General features: G+C 69.1%; 14 protein-coding genes and 1 pseudogene. 7 read left to right on the forward strand and 8 right to left on the reverse strand.

The window, feature by feature from the left end:
* Positions 1-15: 15 nt before the first annotated feature.
* Positions 16-1,263: pseudogene (locus ACZ63J_RS10395) on the forward strand (LCP family protein); the annotation flags it as partial.
* 282 nt (positions 1,264-1,545) lie between these two features.
* On the opposite strand, the gene ACZ63J_RS10400 reads toward ACZ63J_RS10395, so the two are convergent.
* Positions 1,546-2,376 carry an NAD(P)H-binding protein gene (locus tag ACZ63J_RS10400; RefSeq protein WP_465404025.1) on the reverse strand — a complete coding sequence of 277 codons (831 nt, stop codon included), beginning with the start codon at positions 2,374-2,376 and terminating at the stop codon, positions 1,546-1,548.
* Positions 2,377-2,485: 109 nt separating this feature from the next.
* Here ACZ63J_RS10400 and ACZ63J_RS10405 point away from each other — a divergent pair, with 109 nt between their 5' ends.
* Positions 2,486-3,196 (forward strand): TIGR03089 family protein, encoded by a 711-nt coding sequence (locus ACZ63J_RS10405; protein WP_465309233.1) that lies wholly within the window; start codon positions 2,486-2,488, stop codon positions 3,194-3,196.
* On the opposite strand, the gene ACZ63J_RS10410 is transcribed toward ACZ63J_RS10405, so the two are convergent.
* Complete coding sequence (locus ACZ63J_RS10410; RefSeq protein ID WP_465404027.1) at positions 3,193-3,633, reverse strand: DoxX family protein; 441 nt, start codon at positions 3,631-3,633, stop codon at positions 3,193-3,195. The genes ACZ63J_RS10405 and ACZ63J_RS10410 overlap by 4 nt on opposite strands.
* A gap of 253 nt (positions 3,634-3,886) precedes the next feature.
* Between ACZ63J_RS10410 and ACZ63J_RS10415 the strand changes: the two genes are divergently transcribed.
* Positions 3,887-5,737: a GTP-binding protein gene (locus ACZ63J_RS10415; protein WP_465404028.1), complete on the forward strand. Its 1,851-nt coding sequence runs from the start codon at positions 3,887-3,889 to the stop codon at positions 5,735-5,737.
* On the opposite strand, the gene ACZ63J_RS10420 is transcribed toward ACZ63J_RS10415, so the two are convergent.
* Positions 5,734-6,591 carry a DUF1206 domain-containing protein gene (locus ACZ63J_RS10420; RefSeq protein ID WP_465404030.1) on the reverse strand — a complete coding sequence of 286 codons (858 nt, stop codon included), beginning with the start codon at positions 6,589-6,591 and terminating at the stop codon, positions 5,734-5,736. The genes ACZ63J_RS10415 and ACZ63J_RS10420 overlap by 4 nt on opposite strands.
* A gap of 291 nt (positions 6,592-6,882) precedes the next feature.
* On the opposite strand from ACZ63J_RS10420, the gene ACZ63J_RS10425 reads away from it, so the two are divergent.
* Both ACZ63J_RS10425 and ACZ63J_RS10430 read left to right on the forward strand, forming a co-directional pair.
* The gene (locus ACZ63J_RS10425; protein ID WP_465404031.1) at positions 6,883-7,569 is read left to right on the forward strand and encodes a hypothetical protein; all 687 of its coding nucleotides are present in this window, start codon (positions 6,883-6,885) and stop codon (positions 7,567-7,569) included.
* Entirely contained in the window at positions 7,570-8,574 is a 1,005-nt protein-coding gene (locus ACZ63J_RS10430) for a DUF262 domain-containing protein (RefSeq protein WP_465404033.1), read from the forward strand. It abuts the gene before it with no gap.
* Here ACZ63J_RS10430 and ACZ63J_RS10435 read toward each other — a convergent pair.
* From ACZ63J_RS10435 to ACZ63J_RS10445, 3 genes are all read right to left on the reverse strand, one after another.
* Positions 8,571-9,002, reverse strand: coding sequence for a hypothetical protein (locus ACZ63J_RS10435; RefSeq protein WP_465404035.1), 432 nt, complete (start codon positions 9,000-9,002; stop codon positions 8,571-8,573). The two genes, ACZ63J_RS10430 and ACZ63J_RS10435, sit on opposite strands and share 4 nt — an antisense overlap.
* 68 nt (positions 9,003-9,070) lie before the next feature.
* Positions 9,071-10,000: an esterase/lipase family protein gene (locus tag ACZ63J_RS10440; protein ID WP_465404037.1), complete on the reverse strand. Its 930-nt coding sequence runs from the start codon at positions 9,998-10,000 to the stop codon at positions 9,071-9,073.
* A gap of 412 nt (positions 10,001-10,412) precedes the next feature.
* Positions 10,413-11,570 carry an acyl-CoA dehydrogenase family protein gene (locus ACZ63J_RS10445; protein ID WP_465309217.1) on the reverse strand — a complete coding sequence of 386 codons (1,158 nt, stop codon included), beginning with the start codon at positions 11,568-11,570 and terminating at the stop codon, positions 10,413-10,415.
* Positions 11,571-11,675: 105 nt separating this feature from the next.
* Between ACZ63J_RS10445 and ACZ63J_RS10450 the strand changes: the two genes are divergently transcribed.
* On the forward strand, positions 11,676-13,337 hold the full coding sequence (locus ACZ63J_RS10450) for a class I adenylate-forming enzyme family protein (protein ID WP_465404039.1): 1,662 nt from the start codon (positions 11,676-11,678) through the stop codon (positions 13,335-13,337).
* The gene (locus tag ACZ63J_RS10455; RefSeq protein ID WP_465404041.1) at positions 13,334-14,050 is read left to right on the forward strand and encodes a hypothetical protein; all 717 of its coding nucleotides are present in this window, start codon (positions 13,334-13,336) and stop codon (positions 14,048-14,050) included. Before ACZ63J_RS10450 ends, ACZ63J_RS10455 begins: the two co-directional genes overlap by 4 nt.
* Positions 14,051-14,057: 7 nt before the next feature.
* Here the strand turns inward: ACZ63J_RS10455 and purE are convergent, their stop codons facing one another.
* Both purE and ACZ63J_RS10465 read right to left on the reverse strand, forming a co-directional pair.
* Positions 14,058-14,555 carry a 5-(carboxyamino)imidazole ribonucleotide mutase gene (gene purE, locus ACZ63J_RS10460; protein ID WP_465309211.1) on the reverse strand — a complete coding sequence of 166 codons (498 nt, stop codon included), beginning with the start codon at positions 14,553-14,555 and terminating at the stop codon, positions 14,058-14,060.
* 14 nt (positions 14,556-14,569) lie between these two features.
* Positions 14,570-15,754 (reverse strand): 5-(carboxyamino)imidazole ribonucleotide synthase, encoded by a 1,185-nt coding sequence (locus ACZ63J_RS10465; protein WP_465404043.1) that lies wholly within the window; start codon positions 15,752-15,754, stop codon positions 14,570-14,572.
* Positions 15,755-15,757: the final 3 nt, after the last annotated feature.

Genomic DNA, 15,757 nt, shown 5'->3' on the forward strand with positions numbered 1-15,757 from the left:
GGGAGGTAGAGCAGGGTGGAAGACGACCAGGAATGGCCGGAGCCGGTCGCCGAGCCGGTGACGCAGCGCGACGATCCCGACTGGAAGCCGTCGCCCTTCCCGAGACAGCCCCCGGTGGTCGAAGCCCCTTCGCGCACGAGGCGCGCCGGGCGGGTGACGCGCCGGGTCGCGATCGGCCTGGTCTCGCTGCTCGCGCTCGGCGCCAGCGGCTACGCGTACGTCACCAAGGACAAGCTGCAGCAGAACGTCCCGACGACCGACGCGCTCACCCCGCGGGCCGGCGAGCCCGCGCCGCCGCCGGCCGACGACGGCGCGGACGACATCCTCCTGGTCGGCAGCGACGCCCGCACCGACGCGCAGGGCAACGCACTCCCGGCGCGCGTGCTGAAGCAGCTGCGGACCGAGTCCAACGACGGCGCGGTCAACACCGACACGATGATCCTGTTGCGGGTGCCGAAGAACGGCGCGAAGCCGTCGGCGGTCTCGGTCCCCCGCGACACGTGGACGGACGTCCCCGGCCGCGGCAAGGCGAAGATCAACTCGGCGTACGGCATCGCCAAGGCCCACTTCGCGCAGGGTCTGCGCGCGCAGGGCGAGCGCGACCAGGCGAAGATCGAGCGCGACTCGGACACCGAGGGCCGCCGGATCCTGGTGCAGGCGGTGCAGGACCTCACGCAGGTGCGCATCGACCACTACGCCGAGGTCAACCTGCTGGGGTTCTACCTGCTCACCGAGGCCCTCGGCGGCGTCAAGGTGTGCCTGAACCACGCGACGGAGGACAAGGACTCGGGCGCGAACTTCCGCCGCGGCGAGCAGACGGTGTCCGGCGGCGAGGCGCTGTCGTTCGTCCGCCAGCGCAAGAACCTCCCGCGCGGCGACCTCGACCGGATCGTCCGGCAGCAGGCGTTCCTGTCCTCGGCGCTGCACCAGGTCCTGTCGGCGGGCACGCTGGCGAGCCCGGGCACGATGGGCAACCTGATGGACGCGGTCCACCGGTCCCTGACCCTCGACCCGGGGCTCGACCTGCTGCAGTTCGCGCAGCAGGCCAAGGGGATCGCCTCGGGCGACCTGACGTTCGCGACGATCCCGGTGATCACGGCGAACGGCCGCAGCCCGGACGGCCAGAGCATCGTGGAAGTCGACCCGAACGCGGTCCGGGAGTTCGTGGCCGGCCTGGCGGGCCGCCCGGCCCCGGCGGCGGCGAAGGCCCCGGGAGGAGCCCCAACGGGCGGCGGTTCGGCGGCGGCCGGACTCCCGGTTGGCAGTTCAGCGGCGGCCGGGCTTCCGGTCCGCGGCTCGGCGGCGGCCGGACTCGCCGGCGGCAGCAGCTTGACCGGACTCCCCGGCGGCTCGGCGGCGGCAGGCCTTCCGGCCGGCGGTTCAGCGGCGGCCGCACTCCCGGTCGGCGGCTCGGCGGCAGCAGGATTCCCCGGCAGCACCAGCTCGGCCGGACTCCCGGCCGGCGGCTCGGGCAGCGGCGCCGCCCCCGCCGCGGCACCGCTGCGCCAAGCCTCCCCCGGCGTCACCTGCGTCAACTGAGCGAGCTCAGGCGAAGTCGGCGCGGTGGTCCTCCGCCCACTGCCGGAAGGTCCGCGGCGCGTTCCCCGTCACCTCGCGCACGATGTCCGTGACCAGCGACGGCTCCCGCGTCGTGCGCTCCCACGCGCGCAGGACCTCCGGCGGCACCTCGGGCGGCCACCCCAGCGCGACCATCTTCCCGGCCGACCGCTCCGGCGTCTCCTCCTCGACCCGCAACGCCCGGCCGAGGACGTCCGCGAGCACGTCCACCTGCTCCCGGAAGGAGATCGGCGCCGGGCCCGTGAGGCCGAGCGCCTCCCCCGCGTGCGATCCGTCGACCAGGATCCGCGCGGCGACGTCGCCGATGTCGCGCTCGTGGATCGCCCCGATCCGCGAGTCCGGGTACGCGATGCGGACGACGCCCGACACGATGTCCGCGCGCCAGCCCAGGACGTTCGTCGCGAACGCGCCGGGGTTGAGCACCGTCGAGGCGAACGGCGCCGCGGCCAGTGCCTCCTCGACCGTGCGGTGCAGCGTCGCGATCCGGCTCTGCGCGGACTGCGGCTCGAGCGTGGCCGCCGACGACAGCAGCACGACGTGCCGCACGCCGGCCGCCTCGGCCGCCTTCACGAACCCTTCGATCCCCGACAGCCGCGTGTACAGGAACACCGCGTCGACGCCGTCGAGCGCGGCGTCCACTGTGGAGGGATCCTCCAGGTCGGCGCTCACCTTCGCGGTGGGCACGTCGAGCGTGGTGGCGTCGCGGGACGACGCGCGGACGTCCTGACCTGCGGCGACGAGCGCCTCCAGCACAGCGCGCCCGACGTGCCCGCGGGCGCCGGTGACGAGGATGGTCATGGCTGTCCCCCAGCTTCCGAGATAGCTTTGCTTTCAAAGCAAAGCTACTCAGCCCGGACTCGCGGTGTCAACCGGCGAGGCGCGTGGTCCGCGCTTTAGCCTTGTCCGCATGAGCCTGACCGACGAGCTGCTGCGCCCGCTGCTGGCCTCGCCCGCCAAACCGTTGATCACCCACTACGACGACCAGCTGGGCAGCCGCGTCGAGCTGTCCGTGGCGACGACCGCCAACTGGGCGGCCAAAACGGCCAACTGGCTGACCGAGGAGTTCGACATCGAGCCCGGCGACGCCGTGGCCGTGCAGCTCCCGGCGCACTGGCAGACCGTCGGCGTGCTGCTCGGGGCCTGGTGGTGCGGCGCCCGCGTGGTGACCGAAGGCGCGGGCGCGCGGGTGGCGTTCGTCGGGCCGGACGACCCGGAGCCGACCGGCGCCACCGCGACCGCCGTCGTGACGCTCGACCCGATGGGCCGCGGCCTCGACGAGCCCCCGGGCGGCGGCGCGTTCGACTACCTGACGGAGTCCCGCGCGGCGGGCGACCAGTACAGCCCGCTCTTCCCGGTCCCCGGCGACACGGCGGCGCTCTTCGACTCCACTGTGGACGAACTGCTCGCGGAAGCCCGCGCCCGGGCCGGAAAACTCGGCCTGAGCGCGGACGACCGCGTGCTGTCCACTCGGGACTGGAGCGGCCCGGAAGGCATTCTCGACGGCCTGCTCGTCCCCTTGGCCGCCGGCGCCCACCTGGTCCACGTGAGCAACGCGGACGAAGCCAAGCTGGACGCCCGCCGCGCCGCCGAACGCACCACGGCGGACCTCCCGGCCTAGGCGTTCTGCAGCTCGCCGACCTCGGCTTCGCGGCGGGCGCGCCGGCGGCCCCACACCAGGTGGTCCAGGGACAGCCGCCCGCCGTTGAAGCCCAGCGCCAGCCCGGCGAGCGCGAGCACCAGGACCAGCTCGTAGCCGCCCTGGCCGGTGAGCCCGTTGTCGATGTGCACCGAGAGCAGCGCGCCGACCGAGATCACGACGTAGCCGACGCCGACCAGCGGCATCAGGAACCCGGCGATGAACGCGATCGACCCGAGGATTTCGACGGTCATCGCGAAGATCGCGGCGACCGTGGGCATGGGGATGCCGGTCATGGCGAAGAACTTCGCGGTGCCGTCGACGCCGTTGTTCCACTTCTGGATCCCGTGCGCGAGGAAGACGACCGCGACGCCGATCCTCCCCAGCAACAGGGCCACGTCCTTGAATCGTCCGAACATCCGGTTTCAGCTCCCCGGTAGGTGAAATTTCAACTGACCCGACCCAAAGTAGGGCACCCGGCACCCTCACCCGAAGCTCCGGAGCGTGATCGACAGGGAACCGACAGGGACGACGGCGGCGGCGAAAACCGGTTTCGCGCGCCCCGCGGCGGCGTTATCTTGCCTCTGACCTGCGTCCACGACCGTGAGGAGATCCCGATGCGCCGACAGACCGTCCGACCCGGCCTGTCCCCCGCATCCCAGAGGATCTCCCGTGAAAACCCTGAACATCGGCATTCTCGCGCACGTCGACGCCGGTAAGACCAGCCTCACCGAGCGCCTGCTCTTCGAAGCCGGCGCCATCAGCCACCTCGGCAGCGTCGACCGCGGTGACACCCAGACCGACTCCCTCGAGCTCGAACGCCGTCGCGGCATCACCATCCGGTCCGCGGTGGCGTCCTTCGTGACCGGCGACACCCGGATCACGCTGATCGACACCCCGGGCCACTCGGACTTCATCGCCGAGGTCGAGCGCGCGCTGCGCGTGCTCGACGGCGCGGTCCTGGTGGTGTCCGCCGTCGAAGGGGTGCAGGCCCAGACCCGGGTCCTGATGCGCACGCTGCGCCGGCTCGCCATCCCGGTGCTGATCTTCGTCAACAAGACCGACCGGCCGGGCGCGCGTGACCTGCTGGACGAGATCCGGGCCAGGCTGGCGCCGCGGGCGATCGCGCTGAACGCCCCGCCCGACGAGCTGGCCGAGCTGCTCGCCGACGGCGACGACGCCTTCCTGGAGTCCTATGTGGACAACAGCGTCGATCCCGCGACCTGCCGCGCCGAGCTGGTCCGGCAGGTCGCCCGCGGCGCGCTGTACCCGGTGCTGACCGGCTCGGCGATCACCGGCGCCGGCGTCGCGGAGCTCGTCACGGCGATGGCCGGGCTCCTCCCGGCGACCGAGCGCACCGGCGACGGCCCGCTGCGCGCGACGGTATTCAAGATCGACCGCGGCCGCGCCGGGGAGAAGATAGCCTACGCACGCCTGTTCTCCGGTTCCCTGGCGCCCCGGCAGCGGATTTCCTTCTACCGCGGGGGAACCGAGCTCACCGGCCGCGTCTCGGCGGTCGAGGTCGCCGGTGACGACGTCGCGCTCGCCGGTGACGTCGCCCGGGTGCGCGGCCTGCGGGACGTCCGGATCGGCGACCGGCTCGGCGCCCCCGGCACCGCCCGCGAGGGGGTGTTCGCGCCGCCGAGCCTGGAGACCGTGGTGCGGCCGGTCCGGCCCGAGCAGGCCTCGGCGCTGTACACGGCGCTGACCCGGCTGTCCGAAGAGGACCCGTTGATCGACGTCCGCCGCCACGGCCACGACCTTTCGGTCCGGCTCTACGGCGAGGTGCAGAAGGAGGTGCTGCGCTCGATGCTGGCCGACGGCGCCGGCCTCGACGTCACGTTCGAGGAGACGCGCACCCTGTACGTCGAGAAGCCGATCGGGTGCGGGGAAGCGCTCGAGGAGATGGATCCGGAGCAGCGGCTGTACTTCTTCGCGACGGTCGGGCTGCGGGTGGAACCCGGTCCCGGCGTCACGTTCGGCCTCTCGGTCCAGCTGGGCTCGCTGCCGCTGGCGTTCCACAAGGCGATCGAAGAGACCGTCCACACCACCCTCGACCAGGGCCTGTACGGCTGGGAGGTGCTCGACTGCGCCGTCACGTTGACCCACACGGCGTACTTCAGCCCGATCAGCGCCGCGGGCGACTTCCGGAAGATGACCCCGCTGGTGCTGATGGCCGCGCTGAACCGGGCCGGCACCCGGGTGCACGAGCCGGTGCACCGCTTCGAGCTGGAGATCCCGGCGAACGCCGTCAGCGCGGTGCTGCTCAAGCTCGGCGAGCTGCGCGCGGTGCCCGGCGAGCCCGTCGTCGGGCCGGTGTCGTGCACGCTGCACGGCACGATCCCCGCGGAGCACGTCCACGCGTTCGAGCAGGCCCTCCCGGCGCTCAGCCAGGGTGAAGGCGTGTTCCTGAGCGAGTTCGCGGACTACCGGCCCTACCCCGGCCCGCCGCCGACGCGGCCGCGGACCGGCGAGAACCCGTTGGACCGCAAGGAATACCTCGCGCGGGTGGCCCGGCGTTAGCGCTTGTGCGCCCAGGCCGCGCCGAAGCAGTAGGCGCCGAACGCGGCGAGGCCGAGCGCCACGACGGTCAGCAGCACGGTGCCGAAGGGCTGGGCGGCGAGCGTCTTGAGCGCGGCGTCCAGCCCGCCGGCCTTGTTCGGGTCGGCGGTGAACCCGGCGATGGCGAGGAGGATCGCGACCACGGCGAAGACGACACCCTTGGCCAGGTAGCCCGTCATGCCGACCCAGCCGATCCAGTGCTTGGTCTTCCCGGGCAGCTCGCTCGTGTCGAGGTCTTCGAGGAACTTCTTCTTGAAGCCCTTGACCCCGGCGGCGATCGCGACCCCGAGGACGGCCGCGGCGGCGACGACGACCAGCGCCGGCCCGGCGGGCAGCTGCAGCAGCTTGGCCGTGAACTCCTGCTGGGTCTGGTTGCTCGACCCGCCGCCCCCGCTGCCGGTGGCGAGCTTGATGGCGGAGAACCCGAGCGCGAGCACGGTGACCCCGCGCGCCGCGGCGCCGATCCGCTTGCGTGTCCGCTCCCCGCCGCTGACCCATTCGTAGCCGGTGGCGGCCATCAGGAACTGCCAGAGGCCGTAGAGGACCAGGCCGACGGCGAGCACCCAGAGCAGGACCTGCCCGAACGCCGTCGAGCCGACCTGCTGGAGGGCGCCCTTCTGGTCGGCCTGCTCGCTGTCGCCGAAGGCGACCTGCAGCGCGAGGTAGGCGAGGACGAGGTGGACCACGCCGTAACACGCCATCCCGGCCCGGCCGAGCCACTGCGCGGTGTCGCTCTTCGCGCCCCGGTTGGCGGTGGCCCCGGTCCGGCGCGCGCCCTGCGCCGCCCGGTTCGCGCCCTCTGATGTCCGATTCATACCGGCTGGGTACCCACCCCGGACGGCTCCCGACTGGGCCAAGCGGCGCAATCACTTGCTGTGACAGGCTGCTCACCGGCCCAGCGCACCGCTGAGAACCAGACCGATACCTGAGCCACAAGCGCGAACGGTATTTGTTTTCCACATAGCTCACCCAATCGAGTAACACTTATAACTCGTCCGAGTGAGATCGCAGTATTTTTCTTTCACAATATGCGACCACAGAGACGGGGAGCGGCGGAAATCAGCGTGCTGCTAGCGTCGTTCCGTGCATCTGCGTCACTTCACCTCATGTCGACCCCCATCCTCATGCGCGAGGCGGCAGTGAGCATCTCCACTTCGATCCGGTCTCCGGAATCCGACACCACGGACACAGCTCAACCAGCGCAGCTCTGGCACACTACCAGTTTGACCGTGGAAGCATTCCAGCAAGAACTGCTGTCCGAAAAGAGCAACAACGAACTCACCGAGCGGCACATCCTGCACGGCAGTTGTTACGCGCTCAATGAAGACCAGCACTTCAACGTCAAACGACACATTGCCGACCACTTCTCATTGAAGACGTCGACTGACATCTTCGTCGTCGGATCCGCCAAGCTGGGATTCAGCATCGCACCCCACAAGCGCTATCGACCCTTCAGCGATTCGTCGGACATAGATATCGCAATAGTCAACCACGACCTGTACCAGAAGTTGTGGCACGAGCTGCACGATTTCAAGATGTCAGGCAGAGCCTGGCATCTACAGCGCCAGTTCGAAGCCTACCTGTCCTGGGGCTGGATCAGACCGGACAAGCTCCCCCTCGGCCCGGAATTCAGCTTCACCAACGAGTGGTGGGAGTTCTTCCGAAACCTGCAGCGAATACAGGTCGGCGGCCCCTACAAAATATCCGGCGCCTTGTACCACGACGTCAATTTTTTGATCAAATACCAGAACAACGCGATCAACAAGTGCCGACCACTGGAGTATGGATCCTAGATGCAGACCTCAGCCACCAACAAGAGGCTTCGCTCGCTGCTGACCGGTATACGCGACGGAGTGGTCATCCCGAACCCGGCGTTTCAACGGCGCTTGGTCTGGTCGAACGACCACAAGGTCGCGTTTCTTGAGACCGTACTACACGGACTACCTTTTCCGGAGATCTTCATGAGCGCCGGAGAGGTCGATCCAGACACCGGCGACGGTTCCGAGCTCATCGTAGACGGACAACAACGGATCACCACACTGTACCAGTATTTCACGGGAGCAGACGAACTCACCGTGCCCGACAAACTCAAGCCGTACGCCGAATTGCCAGAAGACGAAAAGATCTCATTCCTCGAATACGAAGTGGTGGTCCGGGATCTCGGCCCCCTTACCGAACACGAGACTCGAGACATATTTCACCGCATCAACTCGACCAACTACTCTCTGACCGCCATGGAAGTGAACCACTCGAGGTTCGACGGCGAACTGAAGCAGTTCGCCGAGAAAATTGCCACACATTCTTTTTTTGCGAGGCACAAGTTCTTCACCTCACTCGACGGACGCCGCATGAACGATGTCCGTTTTGTCTTGACGTTGATCGTCACCATGATGAGCGGCTACTTCAACCTTGACGAAGAGCACGAACCCTACCTCGAGCGTTTCAATGACACATTTCCCGCGAAGAGCGAGATAGAGGAACGCCTGGAGGGCGTGTTCAAGTTCATCGAGAAATGCAGCTTCGAACCAAGGGGGCGCATTTGGCAAAAAGGCGACCTGCTCACCGCGGTCGTTGAACTCGATCGGATCATCAATACCGAAAAGATCTCTCTGGATCCACGCGACACGCGGAATATCATGACCGGCTTCTACGAGCAGGTGAACAACGCCACCAAAGTGTCGTTCACCCCGCCGGATGCGGCCGAGTACTACCGGCGGGTTCGATCGGGCATCAACAGCCGAAGTAATCGCATCAATCGAGCCACCGCGCTTCGCGGCCGGCTCAAGGCTCTTTTTTAGAATGAACCGGGTCGGCGGCGGACCTCGTCGAGCCCGGTCCAGCCGCCGTTGACGGCGAGCAGCGTCAGCACCTGCTCCGCCTGCTCGGCGAAGCGCGCGAGGTCGTCGTGGAGCAGGGCCGCGCGCTCGCTGTCGAGCTGCTCGAAGTCGTCCCACCAGAGCCCGATCGCCGCGCCCGCCGTGACGACGAGGCCCTGCACGAGCCGCCGGAACCCGGGCGACGGTTCCTCGGCGGTGTCTCGGTACGCCGTCTCGATGTCGTCACACGCGGCCAGCAGCTCCCGCAGCTGCCGGACGGCATCGGCCGGCGTGCCGTCCCAGGCGGCGGTCGGCCAGGCGCGGTCGGACAGCTCGAGCCACAGCCGCCAGCCGGCGAGCAGCTCGGCTTCGTCGTGGGGCGTCCAGGACGCCGGAACCGGCCAGTACATGCTTCGAGCGTGACACCGCCGGAGCGGAAATCCGCCCCGGCGGTGGGTTATGTCTCATGTGGCGTAGCTCAGCTGATCACCGGCGGCACCGGCACACACGGCGGCGTCTTCGCGTGCGCGGGGTCGAGCGCGTTGAGCACCAGCCCCTGCGCGACGGGGTCGTAGGTGATGCCGAGGTGGTCGGTGAAGTCGAGCCCGCAGACGTTCTGCAGCAGGATGTTCTTGACGTTCGGCGCCGGCGCCAGGAAGGCGCTGGTGTACGGCGTCACGACGTCGTCGTAGCGGGTCTGGATGACGGTGTACTGGATGCCGTCGACGGTCTCGCCACCGGCGTTGAGATCGGTCAGGAAGGCGGACCCGACGGCCTGTTCGTTGCACGACTGGCAGACGGTCCCGAGCGCGGCCGGCACCCCGGGGATCATTTCGAGGGTGCTGAGCAGGCCGAAGAGGTCGGTCCCGTGGTTGGACGGCGACAGCCCGACGAGCCGGCTGATCTTGTCCGCCCCGCCGAGATACTTGATCCAGTACCGGATGTTCATCCCGCCCTGCGAGTGCCCGACAACATCGAGTTTCTTGGCACCGGTGGCGGCGAGGATCTTGTCCCCGAAGGCGGCAAGCGCTTTCGTGGTGTCGGCGATCGGCCCGACGGTCTGCAGGAAGCTGCCGGGCGCGCCCCCGAAGTTGCCGGCGAAGACGCAGTACCCGGCGTCGGCGAGCTTCTTGGAGAGGTTGGCCCAGTTTTCGTAGGCGTTGGCGGTGGTCCCGTTGGAGAGCAGCACGGGGTTCGGGTGCTTGCCGGAGGGTTTGCAGTTCCAGTCGTTCGCCCCGGGCGGCGCAATGGTGGGCGCACCGAGCGAGTAGAGCGCGGCTGTGAGGATGTTGGGTTGCACGGGCCCGGTGGGTTCCTTCTCGGCCGCTTGCCCGGTACCGGCCCCCAGTGCCAGCGCCGCCACCGTAGCGACGGCCGCCGTGAGCCACCTGCGCGTCGTTGCGCCCATCCGTTTCACCTCTCTGTGAACCGATGGTGATCCGCGTCACCGCCTTTATTAACGCGCGGGTAACATGTCCGGACACTCCCTCTGGTGAGTGATTTTCTATCGGACGTTGACCTGCTATGAGTGACACGCAACGGCGCAAGTGCCACTCACGCGCATGACAAAGCCGAGGCCACCCAGCGCCCACGCAAGGGTCGACCCGAACTCAAGGCCACCGAGAACCCAGACCACCCCCGCACCCCGATCCGAAGCCAGAACACGGCCGGCAGCACCGGGTCAAGGCATCTTTCCCGCCTTGACGCGGTCCTGCCGGCCGTAGTCACAATCAGGCTTCGGGGTGCCGGAAGACGCCCCACAGAAAACGCCGAAGCCCCCGGCACCACGCGGGCACCGGGGGCTTCAGCTCAGAAAACGATCAGCCCTTAAGCAACGCCCGAGCCATGACAACCTTCTGAATCTGGTTGGTCCCCTCATAGATCTGCGTGATCTTGGCATCCCGCATCATCCGCTCAACAGGGAAGTCACGGGTGTACCCAGCCCCACCGAACAGCTGAACGGCATCCGTAGTCACCTCCATGGCAATGTCGGACGCATACGTCTTAGCCGCCGAAGCCATGAACCCGGCCCGCTTGTCCCCCCGCTCCGAAGCCGCGGCAGAGGCGTACACCAGATGACGGGCAGCCTCGATCTTCGTCCCCATATCGGCCAGCATGAACTGAACACCCTGGAACTCGGAGATCGACTTCCCGAACTGCTTACGATCCTTCACATACGCCACGGCCGCATCGAGCGCGCCCTGGGCGATACCCAGCGCCTGCGCCCCGATCGTCGGACGGGTGTGGTCCAGCGTCCGCAGCGCCGTCTTCAGCCCGGTACCCGGCTCGCCGATGATCCGATCCTCGGGGATCGTGCAGTTCTCGAAGTAGATCTCGCGCGTCGGGGAGCCCTTGATGCCGAGCTTCTTCTCCTTCGGGCCCACCGAGAAGCCCGGGTCGTCCTTGTGCACGACGAACGCCGAGATGCCGTTGGCCTTCTTCTCCGCGTCCGGGTCGGTCACGACCATCACCGTGTACCAGGACGACTCGCCCGCGTTGGTGATCCAGCACTTGGTGCCGTTGAGCACCCAGTGGTCACCGTCGAGCCGGGCGCGCGCCCGCATCGACGCGGTGTCCGAGCCGGCCTCGCGCTCCGAGAGCGCGTACGACGCCGAAGCCTCGCCCGACGCGATCGAGGGCAGGACCAGCTTCTTCACGCTCTCCGAGCCGGACAGGATGATCGGCTGCGTGCCCAGCTTGTTGACCGCCGGGATCAGCGACGCCGACGCGTCGACCCGCGCGACCTCTTCGATCACGATGCAGGCGCCGACGGCGTCGGCACCCTGGCCGTCGTACTCCTCGCCGATGTGGACGGCGTTGAACCCGGACTTGACCAGCGCGTTGTACGCCTCGATCGGGTAGCGCTCGTTCTCGTCGACCTCCGCCGCGTACGGCGCGATCTCCTTCTCGGCCAGGGCCCGGACCGCGGCCCGCAGCTCCTCGTGCTCCTCGGCAAGCTGGTACAGGCCTTCGGTCACTTCCGGTCACCTTCTCTACGACGTCGGGAGGGTTCTGCCGATGTTAGCGCTCGTTCACAGCCTGCGTCCTTGTGTCGTTGGCCGCAGAAATCGTACGGTCGGGTGATGCCGCTCACCGCGCCGACGACGCCGCCCGGTTTGCCCGCCTCCCTCGACTACCCCGACGTCCCGGTCGGATCGATCCTCGCCGCGGGCGCCGCCCGCTGGGGCGACCGGACCGCCTTCGCCATGGACGGTCACAGCCTCACCTTCACCGAGACCTGGCGGGCCGCCTGCCGGTTCGCCAACGCGCTCCGCGAGCGCGGCATCGGCCGCGGTGACGTCGTGGCGCTGCACCTGCCGAACTGCCTGGCCTTCCCGATCGCCTACTACGGCACGCTGCTGGCCGGGGCCACCTTCAGCCCGGCGAACCCGCTGCTCCCGCCGGACGACCTCGCCTTCCAGCTCGCCGACTGCGAGGCCGCGGCCGTCGTGACGTTCGGCCCGGTCGCGGGGGTGCTGGCGAGCGTCGCCGACCGGATCCCGGCGCGGCTGACCGTCGTGGTGAACCCCACTACCGACCTGCCCGAGGGCGTCGCCGAGTTCGAAGCGTTCCACGCCGGCCAGCCCGAGACACGCCCCGACGTCGAGTTCGCCCTGCACGACGACCTCGCCCACCTCGCCTACACCGGCGGCACCACCGGCCGGTCGAAGGGCGTGCGGCTCTCGCACCGCAACGTCGTGGTCAACACGCTGCAGCACGCGTGCTGGGGCAGCGGCTCGGTGCCGGCGCTCGACGCCCAGGGCGACATCACCCTCGACCAGGTCGGCAGCGAGGACGAGTGGCAGACGCGCCTGGGCACCGGCGTCGCGATCAACCTCACGCCGTGGTTCCACGCGATGGGCATCATCGGCGGCCTGAACGCGGCGGTGATCGCGGGCACGACGATCGTCCTGCACGCGCGCTTCGACCCGGCGGCCTACGTCGCCGACGCCGAGCGCCTGCGCATCACCGGCATCGGCGGCGCGCCGGCGCTGTTCGCCGCCCTGCTCGCGACACCGGCGTTCCACACGGCCGACCTGTCTTCGGTCCGCACGATCGGCTCGGGCGCGGCGCCGATGAACCACGCGATGATCAACGCGCTGCGCGAGCGATTCCCCGGCGTGGTGGTCAGCGAGGGCTACGGCCTCACCGAGGCGACGATGGGCGCGGTGATTTCGCCGACGTACGTCTCGGGCACGCGCAAGGTCGGCTCGGTGGGCCTGCCGATCTTCGACACGGAGGTGAAGATCGTCCCGGCCGAAGGCGGCGAGGACCCGCTCCCGGCCGGCGACAAGGGCGAGGTCTGCCTCCGCGGACCACAGATCATGCTTGGCTACCGCAACCGCCCGGACGAAACGGCGGCCGCCCTGGTCGACGGCTGGCTCCACACGGGCGACATCGGCATCCTCGACACGGACGGCTACCTGTCCATCGTGGACCGCAAGAAGGACATGCTGCTGTACAAGGGATACAACGTGTTCCCGCGCGAGCTCGAGGAGCTCCTCATCACGATGCCGGGCGTCGCGGCGGCCGCGGTGGTCGGCCGCCCGGACACCGAGGTCGGCGAGCTGCCGGTGGCGTTCGTGGTACCGCGAGGCCCGCTGGACGCCGACGAGCTGATGGCCGCTGTGAACGAGAAGGTGCTGCCGTACAAGCGGTTGCGGGAGGTGCACGTCGTCGAGCAGATCCCTGTGTCCGCTGCGGGGAAGGTGCTGAAGCGGGAACTGCGGGAGCGGCTCGGGTGACCGAACAGTCCCCTCGGCCCGACAAGACACCGAAGGTCGCCGGGCCGCTCTGGGTCATCTCGCTGTTCCTCGGGCTTTCCGAGGTCGTGGTCGCGATCGCGGCCACCCAGGCCACCGGGTGGATCCAGGGGATGCTGGCCGTCTACTCGGTCGTGTTCCCGGCCGCCGTCGCGGCCGTGTTCTTCCTGATCCTGTGGCACGACAACAAGGTCCTGTACGCGCCACGGGAGTTCGGCGAGAGCACGAGTGTGGGCGAGTACGCCGAGGCGATGAGCCGGAATTCGCGCAGGAGCATCAAGGCTCTGGAGTCGGCGGTCACCGAGTCGCTGGGAGAGTTGAACAGCAAACTCGACTCGTTGGGCGCAACGCCCACCCAGCGCGACGAAATCGTCGCCTCCCTCCGCTCAGCGGCGAGGCGCAGCATCGTCACCATCGATCTGGCCGCCTTCAACACCACTCCGCTGGAGATGCTCGTCGACGACGACACAACCGTGAAGGAGCTCTTGAACGCTGCATATTTCGCGATCAGCCCGCGCGTGCGGCCCTACACCTACGGCAAGGACTGGGTCCTGCGGGATGGACAGACCGGTCGGCTCTTTCGGGACATCGGAACCATCTGGGCAAACAGCAGCCTAAAGGCTCTCGACGACGAAAGGCCGCTGAAGGAGATCGGCATCTCCGGCGGAGACCAGCTCACCGCCGCGCTGCTTTGACTCGACTCTAGTGGCCGGTCTTCTCGCGCAGGGCCGCGTCCTTGTCCAGGACCAGCTTCTCCAGGTCCTGCTGGAAGCGCGCCATCTTCGTGCGCAGCTCCTCGTCGGACGCCGCCAAGATGCGGACCGCCAGGAGACCCGCGTTGCGCGCGCCACCCACCGAGACCGTGGCCACCGGGACTCCGGCCGGCATCTGGACGATCGACAGCAGTGAGTCCAGGCCGTCCAGGTACTTGAGGGGGACCGGGACGCCGATCACCGGCAGGACCGTGGCCGAAGCGACCATGCCCGGGAGGTGGGCCGCGCCGCCCGCGCCTGCGATGATCACGCGGATTCCCCGGGCCACCGCCGATGTCGCGTAGTCCAGCATGCGCTGGGGCGTGCGGTGCGCCGAGTAGACGCCGACCTCGTACTCGACGCCGAACTCGTCCAGCGCCGCGCCGGCCGCCTCCAGCGTCGGCCAGTCCGAGTCGCTGCCCATGATCACGCCCACCTGCGGCGCCATACCCGATACTCCCGTCAGTGGATCTCGTAGCCGTCGAGCCAGACGGCGTGGGACAGCCAGTGCGCCGACAGCAGCGCGCGGTTGCGCAGGTCCTCCATGCGCTCACCGGTGAAGTTGACGTGCCCGAGCTTGCGCCCCGGCCGCTCCTGCTTGCCGTAGAGGTGCACCCGCACCTCCGGGTAGCGCGCGAAGAGGTGGTGCAGCCGCTCGTCCGGCCCCATCTCCGGCAGCTCCGACGCGCCCAGCACGTTCGCCATCACGCACGCGGGCGCGACCAGGTCCGTGCGGCCCAGCGGGTAGTCGAGCACCGCGCGCAGGTGCTGCTCGAACTGCGACGTGCGCGCGCCGTCCATCGTCCAGTGCCCGGAGTTGTGCGGGCGCATCGCGAGCTCGTTCACCAGCAGCCCGGTGTCGGTCTCGAACAGCTCCACCGCGAGCAGGCCGGTGACGTCCAGCGTCGACGCCACGCGCAGCGCGAGGTCCTGCGCCTCGTGGACCCGCTCGTCCGAAAGGCCCGGCGCCGGGGCGAGGACCTCGGTGTTGATGCCCCCGGACTGGACCGTCTCCACCACCGGGTAGGCCGCGCCCTGGCCGAAGGGCGAGCGGGCGACGAGCGCGGCCAGCTCCCGCCGCATCGCCACCTTCTCCTCGACCAGCAGCGGCGTGCCCGCCGCCAGCAGCTCCGGCACCGTCTCGCGGGCCTGCTGCGCCGTGTCCAGCATCCAGACGCCGCGGCCGTCGTAACCGCCGCTGGACGCCTTGAGCACGACCGGCCAGCCGTGCGCGCCGCCGAACTTCACCACGTCGTCCACAGTGGACACCTCAGCGAAGGCGGGGCCCGGCACGCCGAGGCCGGCCATCATCTCGCGCATCACGAGCTTGTTCTGCGCGAAGCCCAGCGCGGACGGCGCCGGCCGGATGACAAAACCCTCCATCGCGAGCGACAGCAGGTGCTCACCCGGCACGTGCTCGTGGTCGAACGTGAGCACGTCGACCGAGGCCGCGAACTTCCGCAGCGCCTCGAGGTCGGTGTGGTGCCCCAGCGTGACGTCGCCCGCGACGAGCCCGGCGGCTTCGTTCTCCCCCGCGGCGAGCACCCGCAGGGACTGACCGAGGGAGATCGCCGCCTGGTGGGTCATCCGGGCGAGCTGGCCGCCGCCCACCATGCCCACGACGGGCAGACCAGTGTGTTTGTCCATAAC

The organism is Amycolatopsis sp. NPDC104863 (genome assembly GCF_055582965.1).

Excerpts from the sequence above, each read along its gene's own strand:
- ACZ63J_RS10400 (WP_465404025.1), bottom strand. The coding sequence starts at position 2,376 with ATGACCATCCTCGTCACCGGCGCCCGCGGGCACGTCGGGCGCGCTGTG.
- ACZ63J_RS10405 (WP_465309233.1), top strand. The coding sequence starts at position 2,486 with ATGAGCCTGACCGACGAGCTGCTGCGCCCGCTGCTGGCCTCGCCCGCC.
- ACZ63J_RS10410 (WP_465404027.1), bottom strand. The coding sequence starts at position 3,633 with ATGTTCGGACGATTCAAGGACGTGGCCCTGTTGCTGGGGAGGATCGGC.
- ACZ63J_RS10420 (WP_465404030.1), bottom strand. The coding sequence starts at position 6,591 with ATGAATCGGACATCAGAGGGCGCGAACCGGGCGGCGCAGGGCGCGCGC.
- ACZ63J_RS10425 (WP_465404031.1), top strand. The coding sequence starts at position 6,883 with ATGTCGACCCCCATCCTCATGCGCGAGGCGGCAGTGAGCATCTCCACT.
- ACZ63J_RS10430 (WP_465404033.1), top strand. The coding sequence starts at position 7,570 with ATGCAGACCTCAGCCACCAACAAGAGGCTTCGCTCGCTGCTGACCGGT.
- ACZ63J_RS10435 (WP_465404035.1), bottom strand. The coding sequence starts at position 9,002 with ATGTACTGGCCGGTTCCGGCGTCCTGGACGCCCCACGACGAAGCCGAG.
- ACZ63J_RS10440 (WP_465404037.1), bottom strand. The coding sequence starts at position 10,000 with ATGGGCGCAACGACGCGCAGGTGGCTCACGGCGGCCGTCGCTACGGTG.
- ACZ63J_RS10450 (WP_465404039.1), top strand. The coding sequence starts at position 11,676 with ATGCCGCTCACCGCGCCGACGACGCCGCCCGGTTTGCCCGCCTCCCTC.
- purE (WP_465309211.1), bottom strand. The coding sequence starts at position 14,555 with ATGGCGCCGCAGGTGGGCGTGATCATGGGCAGCGACTCGGACTGGCCG.
- ACZ63J_RS10465 (WP_465404043.1), bottom strand. The coding sequence starts at position 15,754 with ATGGACAAACACACTGGTCTGCCCGTCGTGGGCATGGTGGGCGGCGGC.